Source organism: Archangium sp., from assembly GCF_036388035.1.
GTDB lineage: Bacteria > Myxococcota > Myxococcia > Myxococcales > Myxococcaceae > Archangium.
The window spans coordinates 1-21348 of record NZ_DASVSO010000048.1 but is presented as its reverse complement, the minus strand read 5'-3'; the positions used below and the strand labels follow the sequence as shown (position 1 = coordinate 21348).

Below are 21348 nucleotides of genomic sequence, written 5' to 3'. Positions count from 1 at the left end.
GGCCCGCTTCGAGCCAGGAGACCAGCACGCGGGGCAGGGCCGCCGAGGGCAGCGCCACCGCGTGGAGGTGCTCGACGCTGCCAGCGCCGTGCGTGTGGCCAGCGGGTGTGCCCCCGTGCCCGTGCTCGCCGGCCGGATCGTGTGGGTGGGGCCTGCTCTCGTCGTGCGGAGCGGGGAACTCGGGAGGCGGGGGCTCCTGGGCGTCGGCCCGCTGGTGCGTCACCCAGCCCTGGACGACGCGGGTGGGGGAGGGGGGTGCTCCACCATGGCCGAAGACAGCGTGGAGTACCGGTGCGAAGGCGAGGCCGTACACGGCCACCAGCAGGCCGACCCAGCCCAGATCGCGACGGTCCTCCCTCGTCAACACGGCGGTGCGTTCCTCCTCTGGGAGGGGAGTACCAGGAAGTCGCGGCGCCTCATATCCCGGACGGCTCCGCCTGCCCAGGCCCGACGCATGACGGCCGCCGGGCCCGGGGCGTGCTCCGCGCTACCGGCTGCGCAGGAACTCGCGGATGTAGCGGGTGACGAGCTCTGGCCGCTCCATGGCGACGCCGTGGGCTCCGTCGGGAATGCGCCGGAAGGTGAGGTCTGGCACGTACTCCTCCAGGCCACGGTGCCCGTCCGCCAGCAGGTAGAAGTCCTGCTCACCGTGGATGAAGAGCACGGGGATTCGCACCTGGAACTGTTCGGGCTTCAGGCCCTCCAGGAGGTTGCTGCCGCCCGGGTTCCCCTGGCCGTCGGGCGGGCCCATCTTCGCCGCCCGGTAGTAGTTGAGCGCGCAGGTGATGGCGCCCGGCTGCTTCCAGGCGCGCACCCACTCGTCGACATCCTCGTCCGAGAACTTCGCGCCGTTGGCCTTGTAGCTGCCAATCACCGCGTTCTTCGGCCACGCGAAGTCGTCGGCCGTGATCATCGTCTCGGCCTGGGGGGTGCGGAACGCCAGCATGTACTGGCTGGCCTGCTGCTGCCGGGGATTCTCCCGCAGCTCCCGGTTGAACAGGACGGGGTGCGTGATGTTGATGGTGACGAAGCGGCACACGTACTCGGGGTGGCGCAGCAGGAAGCTCCAGCCCAGCAGCGCGCCCCAGTCCTGGCAGACCAGGGTGAGCTTCTTCAGCCCGAGGTGCTCCACCAGCCCGAGCACGTCCCGCACCAGCAGATCGATGTGGTACTGCTCGACCTCCTGGGGCTTCGAGCTCAGGTTGTAGCCGCGCAGGTCCGGGGCGATGACCCGGTAGTCCTTGCCCAACTCCGCGAGGTGCTTCTTCCAGACGCCCCAGTACTCGGGGAAGCCGTGCAGGAAGAGGATGGGTTCACCCGTGCCATGCGTCACGTAGTGCATCCGGATGCCGTTGATGTCTGCGTCGTGGTGCTGCAAGGGCTCTCCCTTGGCGGATGGGGGGTCGGGGGGCGCTTCCAAGAGGCAGAATCCGCATTCAGGTGAAATTATGCAACTCAGGTGTAATCCGATGTCAGACGGATACACCCGGCGTGAGGCCGGTCCTCATCGCGAGTGGAGAAGGCGCCGCGCGACGCCGGGGAGGCCGCGCGTCAGCCCGGGAAGCTGGGCTCGGAGCCGGTGAAGAGGTTCTTCACCTCGGGCGCGTTGATCACCCACAGCATCCAGGCGCCGATGGGCGCGCCCAGGCAGCAGGCGGGGGTGAGCGGGAACATGGCGGTGACGGAGCCCACCGCCACCAGTCCCCAGCCGCGCATGTTGAAGGCGTTGAGCGCGCCCCAGATGCTCAGGGCCCCGGAGACCACCGCGCCGAGGATGGTGAGGATGAGCGACCAGGTGATGGGCTGGGCCTGCTGGACGGTGGCGGGATCCGCGCCGGTGGGCATCTGGTAGCCGAGCGCGATGGCCCCCAGCACCCCCAGACAGAAGAGGAGGTTGAGGGCGCCCACGCACAGCAGCATGAAGGCGGGCGGGCGGATCCTCCGCAGCGCGGGCATCCGCGGATCATTCAGCGGGACGTTCAGTCCAGGTCCACTCATGTGCGGGCCCTCAGCGCGCTCACGATCATCCGCGTCGCCGGAGACTTGTTGAGCGTGTAGAAGTGGATGCCGGGCACGCCGCGCGACAGCAGCTCCATGCACTGCACCGTGGCATGCGCCACGCCGAGCTGGACCAGCGCCTCTGGCTGCTCCTTCACCCGCTCGAGCTGGAGCGCCAGCCGCATGGGCACGGTGGCCCCGCACATGCGGGTGAAGCGCTGGAGCTGCTCGTAGTTGGTGATGGGCATGATTCCCGGGACGATGGGCACGTTGATGCCGATGCGGCGCGCCCGCTCCACGAAGTCGAAGTAGAAGGCGTTGTCGAAGAAGAGCTGGGTGATGACGAAGTCCAGGCCCGCGTCCACCTTGCGCTTCAGGTGCAGCAGGTCGTCGTTTCGTGAGCCCGTCTCCACGTGGCCCTCCGGATAGCACGCCCCGCCCAGGCAGAAGTTGAAATCCTCTTCCCGGATGAAGCGCACCAACTCGGAGGCATGACGGAAACCGCCTTCCACGGGCTCGAAGGTCGTCTGGCCCTGGGGTGGATCACCCCGGAGCGCCAGCACGTTCTCCACCTTCGCGTCCGACAGCCGCCGCAGCATGTCGCGCAGCTCCTCGCGCGTGTGGCCCACGCAGGTGAGGTGGGCCATGGCCTCGATGCCCGTATCGCGCTTGATGCGGCTGACGATCTCCACCGTCCGGTCGCGCGTACTGCCGCCCGCTCCGTAGGTGACGGAGACGAAGCCCGGCTCCAGGGGCGCCAGGTCCGAGAGCGTCTTCAGCAGGTTGGCCGTCCCCTCGTCGGTCTTCGGCGGGAAGAACTCGAAGGAGAAGCACGGGTCGGACGGATTCAAACGATTACGAATCTTCATGACGCGACCAGTCTAGAACGTCCCAGGCGAGTCCCCGAGAGCCTTGATTGAAGAAGGTGCGCGGTTATAGTCCGCGCCGTTTTCAACCCCCCTACAGGAGAGATGAACATGGCCCGGCGTACGCCCCTCAACGACGCCCACCGCAGGCTGGGTGGTCGAATGGTGGACTTCGTCGGCTGGGACATGCCGGTGCAGTACAGCTCCGTCATCACCGAGCACGAGGCCGTGCGCACCGCCGTCGGCCTCTTCGACGTCTCCCACATGGGAGAGATCGAATTCTCGGGCCCCGGTGCCCTCGAGACGGCCAACCGACTCATCACCAATGATCTCTCCAAGTGCGCGGACGGCCAGGCCGTCTACGCCGGCCTGCTCAATGAGCAGGGGGGCTTCGTGGACGACGTGGTGGCCTACCGCTTCTCGCCCGAGCGGATCCTCATCGTCGTCAACGCGTCCAACAAGGACAAGGATTTCGCCTGGATGCAGGCGCACGCCCAGGGCGTGAAGCCGGTGGATCGCAGCGACGACTTCGCGCAGATCGCCGTGCAGGGCCCCAAGGCCGTCGCCCTGGTGCAGCGGCTCACCTCGGCGGACCTGTCGAAGGTGGGCACCTACCGCTTCACCGAGGGCCCGGTGGCGGGCGTGCAGTGCCTCATCTCGCGCACCGGCTACACCGGCGAGGACGGCTTCGAGCTGTACTGCGCCCCCGGCGAGGCGGAGAAGCTGTGGGAGGCGCTCCTCCAGGAGGGCGAGCGGGACGGCGTGAAACCCTGCGGCCTGGGCGCTCGCGACAGCCTGCGCACGGAGATGAAGTTCGCCCTCTACGGCAACGACATCGACGACAACCACACCGCCCTGGAGGCCGGGCTGGGGTGGATCTGCAAGCTCGACAAGCAGGGCGGCTTCATCGGCCGCGACGTCCTAGCGAAGCAGAAGGCCGAGGGCGTGAAGCGCAAGTTGGTGGGCTTCGAGCTGACCGGCTCCGGCATCCCCCGCCACGGCTACCCCATCCTCAAGGACGGACAGCGGGTGGGCGAGGTGACGAGCGGCACCATGGGCCCCTCGGTGAAGAAACCCATCGGCATCGGCTACGTGCCCACCGAGCTGGCCGCCGAGGGCTCGACCTTCGAGGTGGAGATTCGGGGCCGCCCGGTGGCCGCCGTCGTGGTGAAGACCCCTTTCTGGAAGAAGTCCTGAGCAACCCCAAGCCCTGAGCATCCCCCTTTCCGAGGAGCACGGACATGGCCGGCAACAATCCCGCGAATCTCAAGTACACGAAGGAGCACGAGTGGGCCCGCATCGAGGGCAACCGTGTGGTGGTGGGTGTCACCTCCCACGCCCAGGAGGCGCTCGGTGACGTGGTGTACGTGGAGCTGCCCAAGGTGGGTGCCACGCTCACCGCTGGCAAGCAGTTCGGCGTCATCGAGTCCACCAAGGCCGTGTCGGACCTCTACTCCCCGCTGAGCGGCAAGGTGGTGAAGGTGAATGACGCCCTCACCGACAGCCCCCAGACGATCAACTCGGACCCCTACGGGGCGGGGTGGATCGTCGAGCTCGAGCCCTCGGACAGCAAGGAGCTGGCCGGGCTCATGGACGCCAGCGCGTACGAGAACCTGCTCAAGAACTCCTGAGCCTCCGCGGGTCTGAATGGGCCGGGGCCCGTTGTTACACACGGCCTTTCGTTTCACCCGCACTGCGAGTGCTGATCTATGTCCTTGAACTGGAAATACCAGGAGTCTTTCGCCGACCGGCACATCGGGCCGGATGAGAAGGAACTGCACGGGATGCTGAAGACCGTGGGGGTGGGCTCACTCGACGAGCTCATCGACCAGACGGTCCCCGCTGCCATCCGCTCCAAGGAGCCGCTGAAGATGGCGGCCACCTGGTCCGAGCACGACGCGCTCGTGGCGCTGGAGAGCATCGCGGCGAAGAACCAGGTCCTGCGGTCCTTCATCGGGATGGGGTACTACGACACCCAGACTCCCAACGTCATCCTGCGCAACATCCTGCAGAACCCGGGCTGGTACACCCAGTACACGCCCTACCAGGCGGAGATCGCCCAGGGTCGCCTGGAGGCGCTGCTCAACTACCAGACGATGGTGATGGACCTCACGGGGATGGAGGTGGCCAACGCCTCCCTGCTCGACGAGGGCACCGCCGCCGCCGAGGCCATGGCGCTCGCCCTGCACATCAAGGGCGAGGAGAGCGGGGGCGCCTTCTTCGTCTCCGAGGTCTGCCACCCGCAGACGATCGACGTGGTGCGCACCCGGGCCCAGCCGCTGGGCATCGAGGTGGTGGTGGGGGACCACCGCACGGTGGACCTGTCGGCCAAGAAGTTCTTCGGCGCGCTGGTGCAGTACCCGGCCACCGACGGCGTGGTGCACGACTACCGTGCCTTCGGGGAGAAGGTGCACGCGGCCGGCGGGCTCTTCATCGTCGCCACGGACCTGCTGGCGCTCACCCTGCTGACGCCGCCGGGTGAGTTCGGCGCGGACGTGGCGGTGGGCAGCGCCCAGCGCTTCGGCGTGCCCATGGGCTACGGCGGTCCGCACGCGGCCTTCTTCGCCACGAAGAACGCCTACACCCGCGTCATGCCGGGCCGCATCATCGGCGTGTCCGAGGACGCCCAGGGCCGTCGTGCCCTGCGCATGGCGCTGCAGACGCGCGAGCAGCACATCCGCCGCGAGAAGGCCACGAGCAACATCTGCACCGCGCAGGTGCTGCTGGCCATCATGGCCAGCATGTACGCCGTGTACCACGGGCCCCGGGGCCTCAAGGCCATCGCCGAGCGCGTGCACGGGCTCACCGTGCTGCTGGCGCGCGGCCTGACGAAGCTGGGCTACGGCGCCAACTACGAGAACGTCTTCGACACGCTCCGCGTCGAGGCCGCTCCTCCGCACATCCGCACCATCCTGGCGGCCGCCGAGGGCAAGGGGATGAACTTCCGCCGCATCGACGAGCGGGCCATCGGGCTGAGCCTCGACGAGGCCACCCGCCCGTCCGACGTGGAGGCCATCCTGGCCGTGTTCGCCGGCGCCAAGCCCCTGGGCTTCACGCTGGACGAGCTGGGCAGGGACGTGCAGAGCACGCTGCCCCAGGGCCTGCGCCGCGCCAGCCCGTTCCTCACCCACCAGGTCTTCAACAGCTACCACTCCGAGACGGAGATGCTGCGGTACATCCGCCGCCTCGAGTCGCGTGACTTGTCGCTCACGCACTCGATGATTCCGCTCGGCTCGTGCACGATGAAGCTCAACGCCACCGCGGAGATGATCCCGGTGACGTGGCCGCAGTTCGGCAAGCTGCACCCGTTCGCCCCCAGCTCCCAGGCGCAGGGCTACAAGGTGCTCTTCGATCAGCTCGAGCAGATGCTGGCGAGCATCACCGGCTTCGCGGGCGTGTCGCTGCAGCCCAACGCGGGCAGCCAGGGCGAGTACGCGGGCCTGCTCGTCATCCGCGCCTACCAGCAGCACCGGGGCCAGGGACACCGTGACGTGTGCCTCATCCCCTCGTCCGCGCACGGCACCAACCCGGCCACCGCGGTGATGGCGGGCTACCAGGTCGTCGTCGTCAAGTGCGACGAGAGCGGCAACATCGACGTGGCGGACCTGCGCGCCAAGGCCGAGCAGCACAAGGACAAGCTGGCCGCCCTGATGGTGACGTACCCCTCCACGCACGGCGTGTTCGAGGAGGACATCAAGGAGATCTGCGCCGTCGTGCACCAGCACGGGGGGCAGGTCTACATGGACGGGGCCAACCTCAACGCCCAGGTGGGGCTGACGTCGCCGGCGCTGATTGGCGCGGACGTGTGCCACATCAACCTGCACAAGACGTTCTGCATCCCGCACGGCGGTGGCGGCCCCGGCATGGGCCCCATCTGCGTGGCGAGCCACCTGACGCGCTTCCTCCCGCGGCACTCGGTCATCTCGACGGGTGGCAACGAGGGGATTGGCGCCGTGTCGGCGGCTCCGTGGGGCAGCGCCAGCATCCTGGTCATCTCGTGGATGTACATCGCGATGATGGGCGCGCAGGGGCTCACCCAGGCCACGAAGCTGGCCATCCTCAACGCCAACTACATCGCCGAGCGGCTCCAGCCGCACTACCCGGTGCTGTACCGCGGCAAGCGGGGCCGGGTGGCACACGAGTGCATCGTGGACCTGCGGCACCTGAAGAAGACGGCGGGCATCGAGGTGGAGGACGTGGCCAAGCGGTTGATGGACTACGGCTTCCACGCGCCCACCGTGTCCTTCCCGGTGTCGGGCACGCTGATGATCGAGCCGACGGAGAGCGAGTCCAAGGCGGAGATCGACCGGCTGTGCGACGCGCTCATCTCCATCCGTGGGGAGATCCGCGAGATCGAGGAGGGCAAGGCGCCCAAGGACAACAACGTCCTGAAGAACGCCCCCCACACCGCGCGCGTCTTCACCGCGCCGGAGTGGAACCGGCCCTACTCGCGCGAGCAGGCCGCCTTCCCGGCGCCCTGGGTGCAGGAGCACAAGTTCTGGCCGGCCGTGGGCCGCCTGAACAACGTGCTCGGCGACCGCAAGCTCGTGTGCTCGTGCCCCTCCATCGAGGAGTACATGACCCCGGAGCCCTCCAAGGCCGCCGTGGCGTAGTCCCCGCCTGCTCGCTCACGGGGTGACTCCCTCGTGAGCCTTCACGGCCCAGGGCTCGGAACCGCGCATCGGTTCCGGGCCCTTCGCTTTTCAGGGGGTCCGACTCCGGCCCCTCCTCTGCGGTCTCCTCGCACATCCGGTGCTACGAAGGATCAGCCGCTACACCTGGGCCGCATAAGTCTGGACTCGCCATCCTTCTGTGTCTGCAATTGCGTTGCACACATTTGTCTTCCTGCTTTTTCTAGAGACAAGGGCTCCAAGACAACCTGTACATTGGTTGCCGTTGTCTGACTGGTTTTGAAAGACCGGGTCATGCCCGAAAGCGAGGAGAGGCGACATGAGAATCAAGCGCAGCACCCAGGTTCATGCGCGGCAGCGCGGTCTGGGGCATGGGCGACTCTTCGTTGCGCTGGTGGCGCTGGCATCGGGGGGGGCTTGCGACACCGCGACTTCGAAGCAGGGGGCCAGTTCCAGGCTCTCGAACGAGGCGGTCAATGGGGCGGCCGAGGCGCCTGGCCCCGAGGCACCTGGCTGTGAGGTGAAGCCGCCCTTCACGGGCAACTTCGAGCCGGTGCTCCACTGGGCCTGGACCGGGAGCGCCGTGCTGCCCGCGCACAAGCAGGTGATGATGCAGCCGGTGGTGGTGGACGTGAACCGGGACGGCACGCCGGACATCGTCTTCAGCACCTTCGATGGCGAGGACTACAACACCAAGGTCACCGCCGGGTACAACCCCAACACCAATGGCGTGCTCCGGGCCGTCAGCGGCAACGGTGGGCAGGAATTGTGGGCCGTGACGGATCCGGCGCACCGGGTGAAGCCCGCCGCCAGCATCGCCGCGGGTGACATCGACGGCGACGGCGCCGTGGAGATCTGCGGCATTCCCGAGAGCGGCCGCGGCATCATCTGCTTCGAGAACGACGGCGCCTTCAAGTTCCGCTCGGCGCCGGACGCGTACGACTACAACGAGTGGGGCGGCCCCTCGCTGACGGACCTGGAAGGCGACGGCGCCGTGGAGATCCTCGACGGCAACCGCGTCTACAGCAACACGGGCGCGCTGAAGTGGGTGGGCGCCGGCGGTGGCGGCATGGAGGGCGCCCGGTACACCGGCCCCGTGTCCTTCGCGGTGGACATCGACCAGGACGGCAAGCTGGAGGTGGTCAACGGCCGCTCCGTCTACCGGCATGATGGCTCCCTCAAGTGCACCAACGCGGAGATCGAGGGCGGCTACTCCGCCGTGGCCAACTTCGATGGCGACGCGGCCGGTGAGATCGTCGTCTCGGGCCAGACGAAGGTGAGCCTGCTCGATGACGACTGCACGCTCCTGTGGACCCGGCCGGTGCACATCACCAACCTGGACCAGCCGCTGCACGACCCGGAGAACCCCGGCCACGGCGGCGCGCCCAACCTCGCGGACTTCGATGGCGACGGGCAGCTGGAGATCGGCCTGGCGGGTGACTGGAACTACACCGTCTACGGCACCGACGGGAACGTGAAGTGGACGTACGCCGTGTGGGACTACAGCTCCGGCAAGACGACCTCCACCACCTTCGACTTCGAGGATGATGGCCGGCTCGAGGTCATCTACGCCGACGAGCTGAAGCTGCGCATCTTCGACGGTGTGACGGGCGCGGTGCGCTGGGAGACGCTGCACAGCTCGGGCACCACGCACGAGTACCCCATCATCGCGGACGTGGACGCCAACGGCGCGGCCGACCTCGTCGTGGTGGAGAACAACCACGCGACCCCGGGCGTGGGCTTCAACGGCCTGCGCGTGTACCACGACAAGAAGGAGGGCTGGGCCAACACGCGGCGGCTGTGGAACCAGCACGCCTACTCGGTGACGAACGTCAACGACGACGGCACCATCCCCTCCCACCCGCTGACCAACTGGCGCATCCCCGCGCTCAACACCTTCCGCTCCAACACCGCCGGCTACCTGGGCACGGGCCCCAGCCCCTACCTCGCCGCGGACCTCGTCGCCTCCGACGTGAGCACCTCGTGCGACGGTTACGGCTCGCTCGTGCTCAGCGCGCGCGTGCGCAACCAGGGCGAGGCCCCGGTGGCCGCTGGCGTGAAGGTGGCCTTCTACAAGGGCAACCCGGCCTCGGGCGGCTCGCTGCTCGGCGTGGCCACCGTCACGGACGCGCTGCCCGCGGGTGGCTCCTTCATCGCCACCGTCTCCGTGTCCACCTCCTTCACCGGCACCGCCGACATCTTCGCCGTGGTGGACGATGACGGCACGGGCACGGGTGTCACCACCGAGTGCCGCGAGGACAACAACAGCGCCTCCGCCACGGGCAGCCTCTCGTGCGTGGTGACGCCGGCGAACCAGCCGCCGGTGGCCCTCTGCCGCGATGTCACCGTCAACGCCAATGCCTCCTGCCAGGGCCGCGCCACCGTGAACGACGGCAGCTACGACCCGGACAACGGGCCGTCGCCGCTCTCCGTCACCGAGGCACCCGACGCGTCCTTCGGCCTGGGCACCCACCCCGTCACCGTGACGGCCCATGACGGTGAGGCGAGCGCTCAGTGCATCGGCAACGTCACCGTGGTGGACAACACCAGGCCGGCCATCGACTGCCCGGCCTCGCAGGTCCTCGAGACGTGCTCGCTGTCCGGTGCTCCGGCCACCTTCGCGGCCTCGGCCACCGACTTCTGCGGCGAGGCTCCCGTGAGCTGCTCGTACGCCTCCGGCTCCACCTTCCCGGTGGGCGAGACGGGCGTCACCTGCAACGCCAAGGACAGCTCCGGCAACACCGCCGTCTGCCGCTTCCAGGTGGAAGTGCGCGGCGACATCACGCCTCCGGTGCTCGGCTGCCCCACCGCTCCGGTGGTGGTCAACGCCTGCACCTCGGGCGGCACCGCGGCCAACTTCGACGTCTGGGCCACGGACAACTGCGGCGAGGTGCCCGTGAGCTGCTCGCACGCCTCCGGCTCCGACTTCGAGTCGGGTGAGACGGTCGTCTCCTGCTCGGCGCAGGATGCCTTCGGCAACCTGTCCACCTGCGAGTTCCTCGTGAGCGTGGGCGGTGGGGATCCGACCGAGGCCCCCACCGCGGGCGCGGACAAGGGCCTGGAGCTGTGGCCGCCCAACCACAAGTACGTCAACATCTCGCTGGCCGACTGCGCCGAGCCCGCCGTGGACGCCTGCGGCAACACGCTGCCGCTGGAGACGTACGGCCACGTCCTGCGCGTCACCTCGGACGAGGTGGAGGATGCCAACGGCAACGGGGATGGTCGCACCTGCGAGGACATGTCCATCATCGTGGGCACCTCGTTCGTGCAGGTCCGCGCCGAGCGCGAGGGCACGGGCAATGGCCGCGTCTACACCATCCACTACGCCGTCACGAACGACGCTGGGGCCTCCACCGAGAGCAGCTGCCGCGTCTACGTGCCGCACGACCAGGGCGGTGGCTCCACGGCGGTGGACAGCGGCGTGAAGTACTGCGTCGGCGAGGGGTGCCCCCCCGGCACCGCCGAGGGCAGCCCGATCTGCAAGTGAGCCCGGGTTGAGCTGAGACAGCAGGAGGGCAGGGGCCTGGAACCGCGAGTCGGTTCCGGGCCCTTCGCCTTTCAGGGGTCCATCAGCGGGGGCGGTGGGACGCGCTCGCCGAGCTTCTCGCGGCGCACGAGCAACAGCTCACGCAGGATGATCTGCCCGGTGGCCAGCAGCGGCACCGCGATCACCGCGCCGATGATGCCGGCCAGCTCCGCGAAGAAGACCACCGCGAAGAGGGTGAGCAGCGGGTTGACGTGCACCGTGCGCTTGAACACGAGCGGTGCCAGCACGTTGCCCTCGAGCTGCCCGTACAGGTTGAAGTAGATGAACACCGCCAGCGCCTTCCATCCCCCGGCCGTGGCGAGCGTCAGCAGGGTGATGGCCCCGCCCGTCAGGAAGGGCCCCGCGTACGGCACCATGCTGGAGAAGCCGCTCGCGATGCCCAGGGGCAGGAAGTAGGGCACCCCGAGGATGGCCAGGCAGGTGGTGGTGAGGGTGGCGTTGATCGAGCAGATGAAGGTGAGCCCGCCCAGGTAGCCCCCGGTCGCGGTGTACACCTTGCTCACCACGCGCTGGTAGCGCGCACGGCGCTCGGGGAGGGCCTGGGCGAGCGTCCGCTGGACGAGCTCCGGGCCGAACACGAGCATGAACACCACGAAGAAGGCGATCGTGAGCGCCGCCCCCACCAGGCTGAACACCCCGGTGACGGCTCGCAGCAGCGGGGGCAGGGCGCCCGAGGCCAGCTCGGTGGTGTTCCGGCCCTGCCGCTGCAACTGCTGCAGGATGTGGAAGTGCTCGTCGAGGCGGTGGAAGAGGCGCGAGTCGCGGATCTTGTCGATGAGCCCGGGAGCCTGGAGGACCAGCTCCTGCCCCTGGGTGATGGCGGCGGGAATCACCAGCACGGCCACCGCCGTCAGTGCCAGCAGCAGCACGGTGAGCACCAGCGCGATGGCGAAGCCCCGCTTCATCCGGGCTCGCCGCACCATGAGGGACACCACATGGTCCAGCGCGACGGCGATGAGGGCCGCCAGGCCCGTGAGGACGAGCGCCACCTCCGCCTTCACGAGCAGCACCGCGAGCATCGCCACCGAGAGGACGGCGAAGCACACGGTGAAGGCCGTCTTGAGCGTCACCTGGGAGGGGTGACCCATCGACGAGTTGATGCCCGCCAAAGCCGCCCCCTCTGCACGAGCCGTTGTCTCCTCCCACGGTGCTTCGTGCCGTGTTCCGCGGCAAACAGGGCGAGCCCGCTCGCCGGGACTCCAACCAGGCCGCCTCTCCGGGCTACTCCTCGCCGAACATCAGCCGGCGCACCACGGGCACGGGCGGGTAGCCGTAGGAGACGACGGCGTCATGGAAGCGCTGGAGGGTGAAGTCCTTCCCCCAGCGCGCCTTCGCCTCCTGGCGCAGCTCCAGGAGCATCTTCTTGCCCAGCGCGTACACGAGGTAGGTGGGATCGCTCGTGCCCCGGCGCGCCTCGCGCTCGGCGTTGGTGCGCGTCATGTACGCCTCCTCCTCGAAGAAGCGCACCGCCTGCTCGTACGTCATGCCCCGGGTGTGCAGCGACAGGCCCACCTGGTAGCGCGCCAGCCGCTGCAGGTAGAGCGCGAGCTGGTTGAGCTTCAGCTTGTCCGCCTCCACGCCCGTCCCGCCGTAGCCCGCCTCCAGCATCATCTGCTCGGTGTACAGGCCCCAGCCCTCGCTGAAGGAGCCGCTGCCCATGAGCTTCCGCACCTTCGAGTCCACCCGGTTCGTCCACAGGAACTGCACGTAGTGGCCAGGGTACGCCTCATGGATGGAGACCAGTTGCAGCGCATGGCGGTTGTAGAAGCTCATGTGCTGCTCGGTCTGCTCGGCGCTCCACGTCGGGTCCGGCGGGGTGACGTAGTAGTAGGCCTCGGTGGCGCGCGTCTCGTAGGGGCCCGGCGTGCTCATGCTCGCGAAGGAGAGCGCCCGGTTGAAGCTCGGCGTCTCCGCCACCAGCGCCCGCACCTCGCTCGGAAGGGTGATGATGTGCTGGTCCACCAGGAACTGGCGGATGGTCTCCAGCGTCGCGCGCGTGGTGGGGACCAGCTCGGCCGGGGTGGGGTGCTCCTTGCCGAGCTCCCGGTAGACGTCCATGGGTGCCTTCGTGGCGTCGAGCCGGCGCGCCACCTCGCGGAACTCGTCCTGCGTGAGCTTCAGCTCCGCGCGCCCCCAGGCCAGCAGGCTGTCGATGTCCTCGCTGACGCCCTCCTCGTACGCGAGCTTCCGCCGATAGAGCTCCTCGCCGATGGCGAAGTCCCCGTTGGAGCGCGGCAGCAGCTCCTCGCGCAGGAAGCGCACGTAGTCCTCCAGCGCCGCCAGCACCCGGGCCTGCTCCTTCTTGAAGGACTCGTGCAGGGCCGCGTCCTTCACCGGCGCGAAGGCCTGGGGCAGGGTCTCCGCGAAGAGCGAGCGCGTGCCGGCCGCCTGCTGCAGGGCGATCTCCGTCCACAGCCGGGGCGGGTTCTTCAACGTCGTCTTGCCCGCGGTGAACACCTCGGGCAGTCGGGACATGCGCGCCACCGCCGAGCGCATCCGCTGCTCCAGCGGCGCGAAGTCCCGGTTGATGAGCTGGTACACGGCGCTGGAGGCGAAGCCCAGGGGCGTGTTCGGGTTGCGCTCCCAGCCACGCACCTGCTCGATGTCCAGGACGCGGGCCTCCAGGTTGGACTGGAAGATGTCGTAGTCGGCCCGGTCCAGCGGAGGCAGGGCTTCGCGGTCCACCTGCTGGGGCAGGGCGGCGAGCTCCTGCTTCAGGAAGTCGGCCCAGGCGAGCTGCTCCTCGGCGGTAAAGCCGGCCAGCTCGTCATCGAAGGTGTGCAGCCCCCGGGAGGTGGCGGCCAGGGGGAAGCGGCGGAACTGCTCCTCGAAGTGCGCGTCGACGATGCGGCGCAGGGAGCGCTGGGCGGGAGTCAGCGAGGCGCTCTCGGCCTGGACGGCGGGGCGCGAGGTGGCACAGGCGGACAGCAGGACGAGCAGCGCGGCGAGGAGCGCGCGGGGAGACGGCACGTGCAATCAACACCTCCGGTAGGGTCGGGAGCCTCGCCCACCCATCTCCCGGCCACAACTCATGTCTCAGCAGTGCGCCACGGGCGCCGTGGTGTTGAAGAGGAGCGTGTGGCGGACGAGCTTGTCGAGCTCGGGGTGGAGCGCCTCGGCCGCATTCGTGGGGGCGCGGCCCCGCTTCCTGCCCAGCAGCAGGCTCGTGCTGACGAGCGCGAAGGTGGTGACGTAGATGGCGATTTCGAGACGCATGAACCCTTTCCCGTTCTTGGCTTCCATGAAGGACAGGGTCGCGAGCCGCGCTTTGTGAGCGGGCGCGGCGGGAACGTTGGCAGGGCAGGCGAGCGGGTGGGCCCGAGGGCTCACCGGCGGGGGGCATGCGGCAGGGCGGTGGGGACGCGCGCGGGCTCCACGTGCACCACCACGTCCACCACCTCGGGGAACTCCGCCTGGAGGTGGGCCTCCACGGCATCGGCGAGCTCGTGGGCCCGCGCCGTGGTGAGCTGGGGATCCACCTCGATTTTGAGGTCCACGTACACCGTGCCCTCCATGCCCCGGCTGCGCACGTCCCGGCACGAGAGCACGCCCGGCACGGAGCGGGTGAGCTGCTCCACCTTCACCGGATCCAACCGCGCCGTGTCCGAGAGGATGCCCACCGCCTGCTTGACGATGCCCCAGCCCACCCGGGCCACCACCACCATCACCCCCAGCGTGACGAGGCCGTCCGCCTTCGGGTAGCCCAGCCACACCAGCCCGAGGGACGCCAGCACCGCCAGGGTGACGGCCACGTCCGACAGCGTGTGCCGCGCGTCCGCCAGCAGCAGCGGGCTCTTGAGCTTCTCGCCCTGCCGGCGCTCGAGGGTCGTCACGGCCAGGTTGACGAGGAGGGTGATCCCCATGACGCCGGCCATGAGGGGCGTCACCTGGGGGTGGCGGTCGTGCATGAGCGAGTCGAAGGCCATGCGCCCCAGCTCCAGCATGCCGATGCCGACCATCGCCCCGATGCCCAGCGAGGCCAGGGCCTCGAACTTGCCGTGGCCGTAGGGGTGGTCCTCGTCCGCCGGCCGCGAGGCCACGGACATGGCCACCAGGCCGAGCACGTTGGAGCCCCCGTCGATGAAGGAGTGCAGGCCATCCGCGGTCACCGCGGCGGAGTTGCTCCTCCACCCGAAGGCGACCTTGGCCAGCGCCACGGCCCAGTTGGCCGCCAGGATGGCGGCGAGCACGGTGCGAACCTTGCGGTTGCGTTCGATCAGGGAGGCGTCCACGCGGCGCACCCTAATTCAGTTGGGCTGGCGGAAGAGGCGCATCTTCGGCCCTCCGCCCATCTCCATGAAGAAACCGAACTTGAAGCGCACCTTGGAGTCGTCCTCCAAGAGGCCCGAGGGCGGGTTGGGGAAGGGCTGGGCCCGCTTGAAGGACTCGATGGCCTCCAGGTCCAGGAAGTCCAGCCCGCTGCTCTTCTCGACGCTGATGTCCGCCACCCGGCCGCTCTCGTCCAGGGTGATGTTGAGCAGCGTGTAGCGGTCCCTCCCGCTGTAGATGTTGCCCGTTGGATCCCTCCGAACCAGCGACGCGTTCGGATTCCACTGCGTGCCCACGCTCTGCTTCACCCGGTTGAAGAAGCTCGCGTACTTCCACTCGCGGGTGTTGAGGTAGGTGCCGTCCCCTTCCTCCACGTCCTTGAGATGGTCGTTGGGCGCCGCGCCGACGATCTGATCCATCACCGCCTGCGACGGCATCAGCTTCGCCAGGCCCTGGCCACCCGCACGGCCCTCGGAGCCCTCGTCATCCCCGCCGCTGCCTTGCTGGATGCGCAGCCGCTTGGAGTTGCCCTCCACCGCGTCGCTCTCGTCGCGGTTGTGCACCTCCATGCCGGGGCCCCGCGCGTTGGGGTCCTGCTTGAGGGCGATCTCCTGCTTCTGCTTGATGTCGGGCACCTCGAAGGTGGGCTTCTTGCCGCCCTCGCGCATGGGCCGATCATCCGCGCCCCGGCCACCGTTGCCCGCGAGCTGCCCCGTTTCCTCGCTCGTCCCCGAGCCCTCGCGCGCCTTGCGCGCCGTCGTCTGGGGCGCGGCGTTCCGGTAGAAGGGCGTCTGCTCCTTCGCGCGCGTCTCCTTCTCCACCTTGTTGTCGTGCTCGGCGAGGTACTTCGCGTCCGGAGCCTTCTGCTGGTTGCCCGGGGCCACTTCCACCACCTGCCCCTCGGGCACCTCCTCCTTCTGCTTCTTCTCGTCCTTCTTCACCGGGGGGGTGACCTGGGACGCGCTGCTGCGAGGCACCGGCCCCCGATTCTTCGCCCAGTCCTGGGCGCTCAGCGGACGGATGGCCACCGCGCTCGGCGGCTTGCGGGGCGGGGGAGAGGGCTGGACGTGGTCGACGAGGACGAGGACACCGACGAAGGCGCCCTCCACCAGGAGGGCGAGCAGGAAGGCGATGAGGTAGCGGACGGGGTGTTCCCGCCTGCGCCTGCGCTTGTACCCCTGCTCTGGAACCAAAGGACCCTTCGACACGCGTGCTGATGATAACCCCTGAGCGCGCCGACTACTCCCGAGACGTTTTCAGGGCGACACCTCGAGGCGCGGAGACCCGCACTCCGCCCCTCTTCCGAGGGGAAAGAGGAGTGTAATTCAATAGATGGGCGCGACCTGCGCCCCATTGAAGTAGAACCGGAGGATGTCCCGATAGCGCTGCCCGGCCTCCGCCCGGCCGATCGCGCCCGTCTGGCACATGCCCACGCCGTGCCCCCAACCGCCGCCCCGGAAGCGCCAGCCGGTGAGGTGGCCCTCGGCGTCCCGCTCCTCCTCCAGCAGGGCCATGGAGCTGTTCAACATGCCGAACAGGCGGCGGATGTTCAGCTCGCCTCGCACCTGGGTGACGCCTCGCTCGCCCGCCACGGTGAGGGTACGGGCACGGCCGGACACCCCGCGCTCCCCCAGGCTCAGCGCGTGCACCGCACCCACCCCCAGGGGCGCGGTGAGCGCGTTCACCTGCTCCACACCGAAGCGCTTCTCCCAGCGGTACTTGCCCGAGCGCGCGAAGGTGGAGAGACGACAGGCCGCCGGCAGCTCGGCGCGCAGGTATTCGGAGAGGGACGCGGGCGTGGGCAGCCCCTCCGTGGGGCCAATGAGGTCCGGCCGGCCGCGCAGGCTCGGGTTGGGCGGGCCGCCCCAGACGACGTCGTTGTCCTCGGTGTGGCCTCCGCACATCGCGCTGTACACCGAGTCCACCAGCCGCCCGTCCGCCGCGAAGAGCGCCTCGCCCCGCGTGGCCTCCACCGCCGCGGTGGTGCTGGCCGCCTCGCCCGTGCGGCCCTTGTACACCGCGCAGTGCTGCTCGGAGCACAGGAGGTACGGGTCCGCCAGGTGCTTGATGCCCACCTTCGCGAGCACCTCACCGCGCGCCGTCACCGCCTGCGCCTTGAGCGCCTCCGGGTGCGCCCGGGAGTAGATCTCCGAGGGCACCAGCCCCTTGAGCAGCTCCTCCAGCTTCACCACGTTCACCACCGCGAGCGTCCCGTGGCGATCCACCGAGAGCTGGAGCGTGCCCCGGAAGCCCCGATCCTCGAAACCGTGGTTGTCGTAGCCGACGTCGTGCTCCACCTGCCGCACGTCGAAGCCGGCGCCGTCCAGCGTCTCCACATGGAGGATGTCCTGCGCCAGCCCCACCACGTTGCCCGCCTCGTCCTTCAGCTCGAGGATGGCGCGGGAGGGGGCGAGGACCTCCTCGAAGAGGGTGGTGCGCACACCGAACTGGCGCAGCAGCTCCGCCTGACGCTCGGTGGCCGCCTTCGGTGACAGCGCCTCGTCCAGCAGCAGCAGGTAGCGCCGGTTGTCGATGACCTTCCCGGTGATGCCATAGAGCGAGCCCAGCACGTGGGGGCGCACCGCCACGCCTCGCGCCTGCCACTGCGCCTGGACCTCCGCGAGGCCCGCCTTGTCCACGAAGGGGAACTCCGCCAATTGGATGCGCGCGGTGAGCGTGGCGGGCGTGCCGTCCGTCACCCGCACCGTCCACACCGAGCCCGCGGGAGCCTCCAACAGCCGCTCCTCTTCTCCACCGAAGCGCAGCCGCATCCGTCCCTTGGGGGAGAAGCGCACCTCGCGGCGGCCCTCCATCAGCCCGATGGGCACCTGCGGCTCACCGCCCCGGAAGTCCAGGCGCTTGAGGCTGCCCGGCATCGGCAGCGCGTCAGGAGAGAGCGCCGTCGCCTCGGCCGTGGGCACCGGGCTCGTTGCCGGCGGCGCGGGAGGGCCGCTCACGGAGCGGAGCGGCTCCGCGGGCGTGGAGGGAGTGGGCCGCGGCGGGGCGGCGCACGTGGCGAGGAGGAGCGCGAGGAGTGGAAGAACGGCCTTGAGCAAAGCCCCGTGACGCTACCCGTGGACGGAGTGGACCGCCACCTCCTGGCTGGAGGGCAGGCAGGCAGGAAGGAGGGGTGGCGAATACCGGGGGCCCCGACAGGGGTTCCACCTGCTCATGTCCATTCAAGGAGACAAGATGAGGAAGACACCAGCGGCCATCCTGGCCGCCTGCTCGCTGAGCCTGGGCCTGTGGGCCTGTGGTGGAGCCGGTTCCCCCTCGGACGGGGACGGCCAGCCGGGCTTCCCGGAAAATGCTCCGCGCGTCAACGCCCCGTCCGCGTCCAAGCCCGGACAGCCCGCGCCCATCGGTGCGCAGCCCGTGTCGGACACGCCCGTGGACAACCTGCCCTCGCACGAGGGGCACTCGCCCATCGCCGAGCCCTCGCCGCAGCCCGGGGTGACCCCGCAGGCGGCCCAGCCCCCTCCGCCGCGCTTCACGCGCGAGTGGGTGGTGGGGCCGTCCGGCAACGACTCGGGTGACGGGAGCGCGGCCCAGCCGTTTCGCTCCATCGCCAAGGCCATCTCCGTGGCCGGCCCGGGTGAGGGCATCCGCGTCCTGGCGGGCACCTACGCCGAGCGCATCGTCATTGGTGACAACGCCAAGGCGGGCTCGGAAGGCGCGCCCATCACCCTTCAGGGCGAGGGCAAGCCGCGCATCGTCCCGGGTGCCGGGGCGGGCGGGCTCATCCAGGTGCGCAAGCCGCACTGGGTGGTGGATGGTTTCGAGGTGGATCTGCAGGGGCAGTCCGCCTACGCGGTGACCTTCCAGGGCAACGTGCAGGGCTCGACGGTGGCCAACTCGGAGCTGCACCACGGCACGCTCGGTGCCGCCATCACCACGTATGACAACGCCAACGGCGCGATCGTCGAGAACAACCACATCCACGGCTTCGTGAAGAAGGGTGGCAACCAGGACTCGCACGGCGTCGTGGTCCAGCCCACCTCGCGCAACATCACGGTGCGCAACAACGACATCCACGACAACTCGGGTGACTCGGTGCAGTGCCTGGGGCCCGAGGGCTTCAGCTCGCTGCCTCCCGCGGATGGGCTGCTGGTGGAGAACAACCACTTCTACTCCAACCGTGAGAACGCGGTGGACATCAAGACGTGCCACAACGTCACCATCCGCAACAACAAGATGCACGGCTTCAAGCCGAGCTCCACGGCCAAGGGTGACGCGGTGGTGGTTCACTACTCCGCGCGCAACGTGACCATCGAGGACAACGAGGTCTACGACTCGGGCAAGGGCATCTCGGTGGGCGGCAACCACGAGGGTCCCGTGCCGGGTGGCGTGGTGGTGCGGCGCAACCGCATCCATGACATCACCACCACGGGGGGTGGCGAGGGCACGGGCATCCGCTTCGAGAACTCCGAGGGCGCGGTGCTGCTGAACAACACCGTGACGCGCGTGGCGGGTGCGGCGATCATCATCGGCCACGGCACCGGCGGTGCCACGAGCAACCTGCGGATGGAGAACAACCTCGTCGCGGAGGCGGCGGTGGCGGTGGACCTGGGCGGTCAGCGTCCGGGCCTGAAGATGGGCAACAACCTCTTCCCGCCGGGCGCGCAGTTCAAGGCCAACGGCTCCATGGTGGACCTGGTGGGCTTCCAGCGGGCCTCGGGTGACAACACCTCCTCCACGGCTGACGCGGGCGCGGCCCCGCCGACCTTCGGGCCGAGCTCGGCCGCCGTGGATCGCGGTGGCAACGTGGGCCTGCCCTACTGCGGTGGTGCCCCGGACATCGGCGCGGTGGAGACCGGCTGCTAGTCGCGGTCCGCTGACGGTGTGAAGCAGGGAAGGCCCGGTGTGGAGCGTCCTCCGCACCGGGCTTTTTCATGTCTGGCTCACGCCGCCTGGGGCGGCCGGGCGTACCGGGAGACGCCGACACGCTCGGGGCTGGTGGCTCCCGGCCGGCGCAGCCACGTCGTCACCCGGCGGCCGTCCGGCTCCTCGTCGACGGCGAACTCCACCGAGCAGGGCTCCAGCGGCAGGGGCGCGCACACCGAGCCGGTGAGCGTGTCCTCGCCCAGCTCGAACCGCAGGGCGATGGGGAAGGGGAGGATGTTGCGGAAGCGCAGGTCCTTGTAGCCGTAGGCCACCGTGGCATCCGAGCCCAGCGGCGCGAAGCGCGTCTCCTCGGTGTAGATGTCCACCGAGTGCGCGTGCCGCTCCAGCACGAGCAGGCCGCCGCGCAGGGCCAGCAGGTACGTCAGCCCCGAGAGCTGGCACAGCCCGCCGCCGATGCTCGTCTCGAGCCGCCCGCCCACCAGGTTGCGCCCGGGGACGAAGCCTCGGCGCTTCGTGGGCTGCCCCACCAGGCTCCAGAACGAGAAGATCTCCTCCGGCCCCACGCGGACGTCCCGCAGCTCGCGGATGGCCAGGGCGAGGTTGTGCTTCTTGCTCGCCACCTGCGGAGCGTTGCCGAGCGGCTGCGAGACGGTCACGCGCTTCGGCCAGGTCCGCGCCTCGGCCCGTGCGAGCTCCGGGGAGCCGGTGACCAGCGCTCGCCGCGCGCCCGAGCGCCAGTCCCGGAGCCCGCGCCGCGAGGCGGCCACCCACACCCGCGCGGGCACCGGGACGAGCGGACGGAGCAGGTCAATCCAGCTTCTCAAGCTTCACCAGGTGGTAGGAAGCGAGGTGCTTCAGCGGCGTCCGACCGAGCAGCACCTCCGCGGCACGGAAGGCCGGGCGGACCGCGTGGGGCAGGCGGTGGATGGGCGCCAGGGCGAGGCCGCGCAGCTCGACGAGGCGCCAGGAGGTACCCCACAGCCCGCGCAGCTCGTCCGCTCCCAGCGCGGTGCCCGCGTGCCACCCGGTGGCCCGGTGACCCACCAGCCGGCGGCGCAGCGCGTTGGGGTAGTCGAACACCATCGTCCCACCCCGGCGCAGCACCCGCCGGCACTCGTGCAGCACGCGGTGGATGTCCTCCAGGCGCAGGTGCATGAAGCAGTGCAGGGAGAAGACGCTGTCGTAGCTGCCG

At 69.4% G+C, this 21348-nt stretch carries 17 protein-coding genes; 5 read left to right on the top strand and 12 right to left on the bottom strand.

Annotation, left to right across the window (positions count from 1 at the left end; genetic code table 11):
• The 4 genes from VF697_RS02235 to metF form a co-directional block, all read right to left on the bottom strand.
• A partial coding sequence (locus VF697_RS02235) for a hypothetical protein (protein WP_331091801.1) occupies positions 1 to 367 on the bottom strand: 367 nt, incomplete at its 3' end.
• Positions 368 to 487: 120 nt separating this feature from the next.
• A complete protein-coding gene (locus VF697_RS02230; protein WP_331091799.1) occupies positions 488 to 1378 on the bottom strand; it encodes an alpha/beta hydrolase in 891 nt (296 codons plus the stop codon).
• Between the two features lie 173 nt (positions 1379 to 1551).
• Positions 1552 to 1998: a hypothetical protein gene (locus VF697_RS02225; RefSeq protein ID WP_331091797.1), complete on the bottom strand. Its 447-nt coding sequence runs from the start codon at positions 1996 to 1998 to the stop codon at positions 1552 to 1554.
• Positions 1995 to 2867, bottom strand: coding sequence for a methylenetetrahydrofolate reductase [NAD(P)H] (metF, locus tag VF697_RS02220; RefSeq protein ID WP_331091795.1), 873 nt, complete (start codon positions 2865 to 2867; stop codon positions 1995 to 1997). The genes VF697_RS02225 and metF overlap by 4 nt, the downstream gene beginning before the upstream one ends.
• Positions 2868 to 2975: 108 nt before the next feature.
• On the opposite strand from metF, the gene gcvT reads away from it, so the two are divergent.
• The 4 genes from gcvT to VF697_RS02200 all read left to right on the top strand — a co-directional run bounded on the left by gcvT (position 2976) and on the right by VF697_RS02200 (position 10982).
• Positions 2976 to 4061: a glycine cleavage system aminomethyltransferase GcvT gene (gene gcvT, locus VF697_RS02215; protein ID WP_331091793.1), complete on the top strand. Its 1086-nt coding sequence runs from the start codon at positions 2976 to 2978 to the stop codon at positions 4059 to 4061.
• Positions 4062 to 4105: 44 nt separating this feature from the next.
• A complete protein-coding gene (gene gcvH / locus VF697_RS02210) occupies positions 4106 to 4495 on the top strand; it encodes a glycine cleavage system protein GcvH (RefSeq protein WP_331091791.1) in 390 nt (129 codons plus the stop codon).
• Positions 4496 to 4573: 78 nt separating this feature from the next.
• Positions 4574 to 7477: an aminomethyl-transferring glycine dehydrogenase gene (gene gcvP, locus VF697_RS02205; protein WP_331091789.1), complete on the top strand. Its 2904-nt coding sequence runs from the start codon at positions 4574 to 4576 to the stop codon at positions 7475 to 7477.
• A 337-nt stretch (positions 7478 to 7814) separates the two neighbouring features.
• Complete coding sequence (locus tag VF697_RS02200; protein ID WP_331091787.1) at positions 7815 to 10982, top strand: HYR domain-containing protein; 3168 nt, start codon at positions 7815 to 7817, stop codon at positions 10980 to 10982.
• A 71-nt stretch (positions 10983 to 11053) separates the two neighbouring features.
• Here the strand turns inward: VF697_RS02200 and VF697_RS02195 are convergent, their stop codons facing one another.
• From VF697_RS02195 to VF697_RS02170, 6 genes are all read right to left on the bottom strand, one after another.
• Positions 11054 to 12151 (bottom strand): AI-2E family transporter, encoded by a 1098-nt coding sequence (locus VF697_RS02195; RefSeq protein WP_331091785.1) that lies wholly within the window; start codon positions 12149 to 12151, stop codon positions 11054 to 11056.
• A gap of 112 nt (positions 12152 to 12263) precedes the next feature.
• Positions 12264 to 14012 carry a DUF885 domain-containing protein gene (locus VF697_RS02190; protein WP_331091783.1) on the bottom strand — a complete coding sequence of 583 codons (1749 nt, stop codon included), beginning with the start codon at positions 14010 to 14012 and terminating at the stop codon, positions 12264 to 12266.
• 66 nt (positions 14013 to 14078) lie between these two features.
• A complete protein-coding gene (locus VF697_RS02185) occupies positions 14079 to 14258 on the bottom strand; it encodes a hypothetical protein (protein ID WP_331091781.1) in 180 nt (59 codons plus the stop codon).
• 110 nt (positions 14259 to 14368) lie between these two features.
• Positions 14369 to 15283, bottom strand: coding sequence for a cation diffusion facilitator family transporter (locus VF697_RS02180; protein ID WP_414641225.1), 915 nt, complete (start codon positions 15281 to 15283; stop codon positions 14369 to 14371).
• A 6-nt stretch (positions 15284 to 15289) separates the two neighbouring features.
• Positions 15290 to 16519, bottom strand: a complete 1230-nt coding sequence (locus VF697_RS02175; protein WP_331091776.1) for an energy transducer TonB — start codon at positions 16517 to 16519, stop codon at positions 15290 to 15292.
• Between the two features lie 117 nt (positions 16520 to 16636).
• Complete coding sequence (locus VF697_RS02170) at positions 16637 to 18232, bottom strand: SpoIID/LytB domain-containing protein (RefSeq protein WP_414641226.1); 1596 nt, start codon at positions 18230 to 18232, stop codon at positions 16637 to 16639.
• 271 nt (positions 18233 to 18503) lie between these two features.
• Between VF697_RS02170 and VF697_RS02165 the strand changes: the two genes are divergently transcribed.
• A complete protein-coding gene (locus VF697_RS02165; protein ID WP_331091772.1) occupies positions 18504 to 20135 on the top strand; it encodes a right-handed parallel beta-helix repeat-containing protein in 1632 nt (543 codons plus the stop codon).
• Between the two features lie 77 nt (positions 20136 to 20212).
• Here the strand turns inward: VF697_RS02165 and VF697_RS02160 are convergent, their stop codons facing one another.
• The gene (locus VF697_RS02160) at positions 20213 to 20980 is read right to left on the bottom strand and encodes a VanW family protein (RefSeq protein WP_331091770.1); all 768 of its coding nucleotides are present in this window, start codon (positions 20978 to 20980) and stop codon (positions 20213 to 20215) included.
• Positions 20964 to 21348: methyltransferase domain-containing protein (locus VF697_RS02155; RefSeq protein ID WP_331091768.1), on the bottom strand; the 385-nt coding region annotated here is incomplete at its 5' end. The genes VF697_RS02155 and VF697_RS02160, both read right to left, overlap by 17 nt.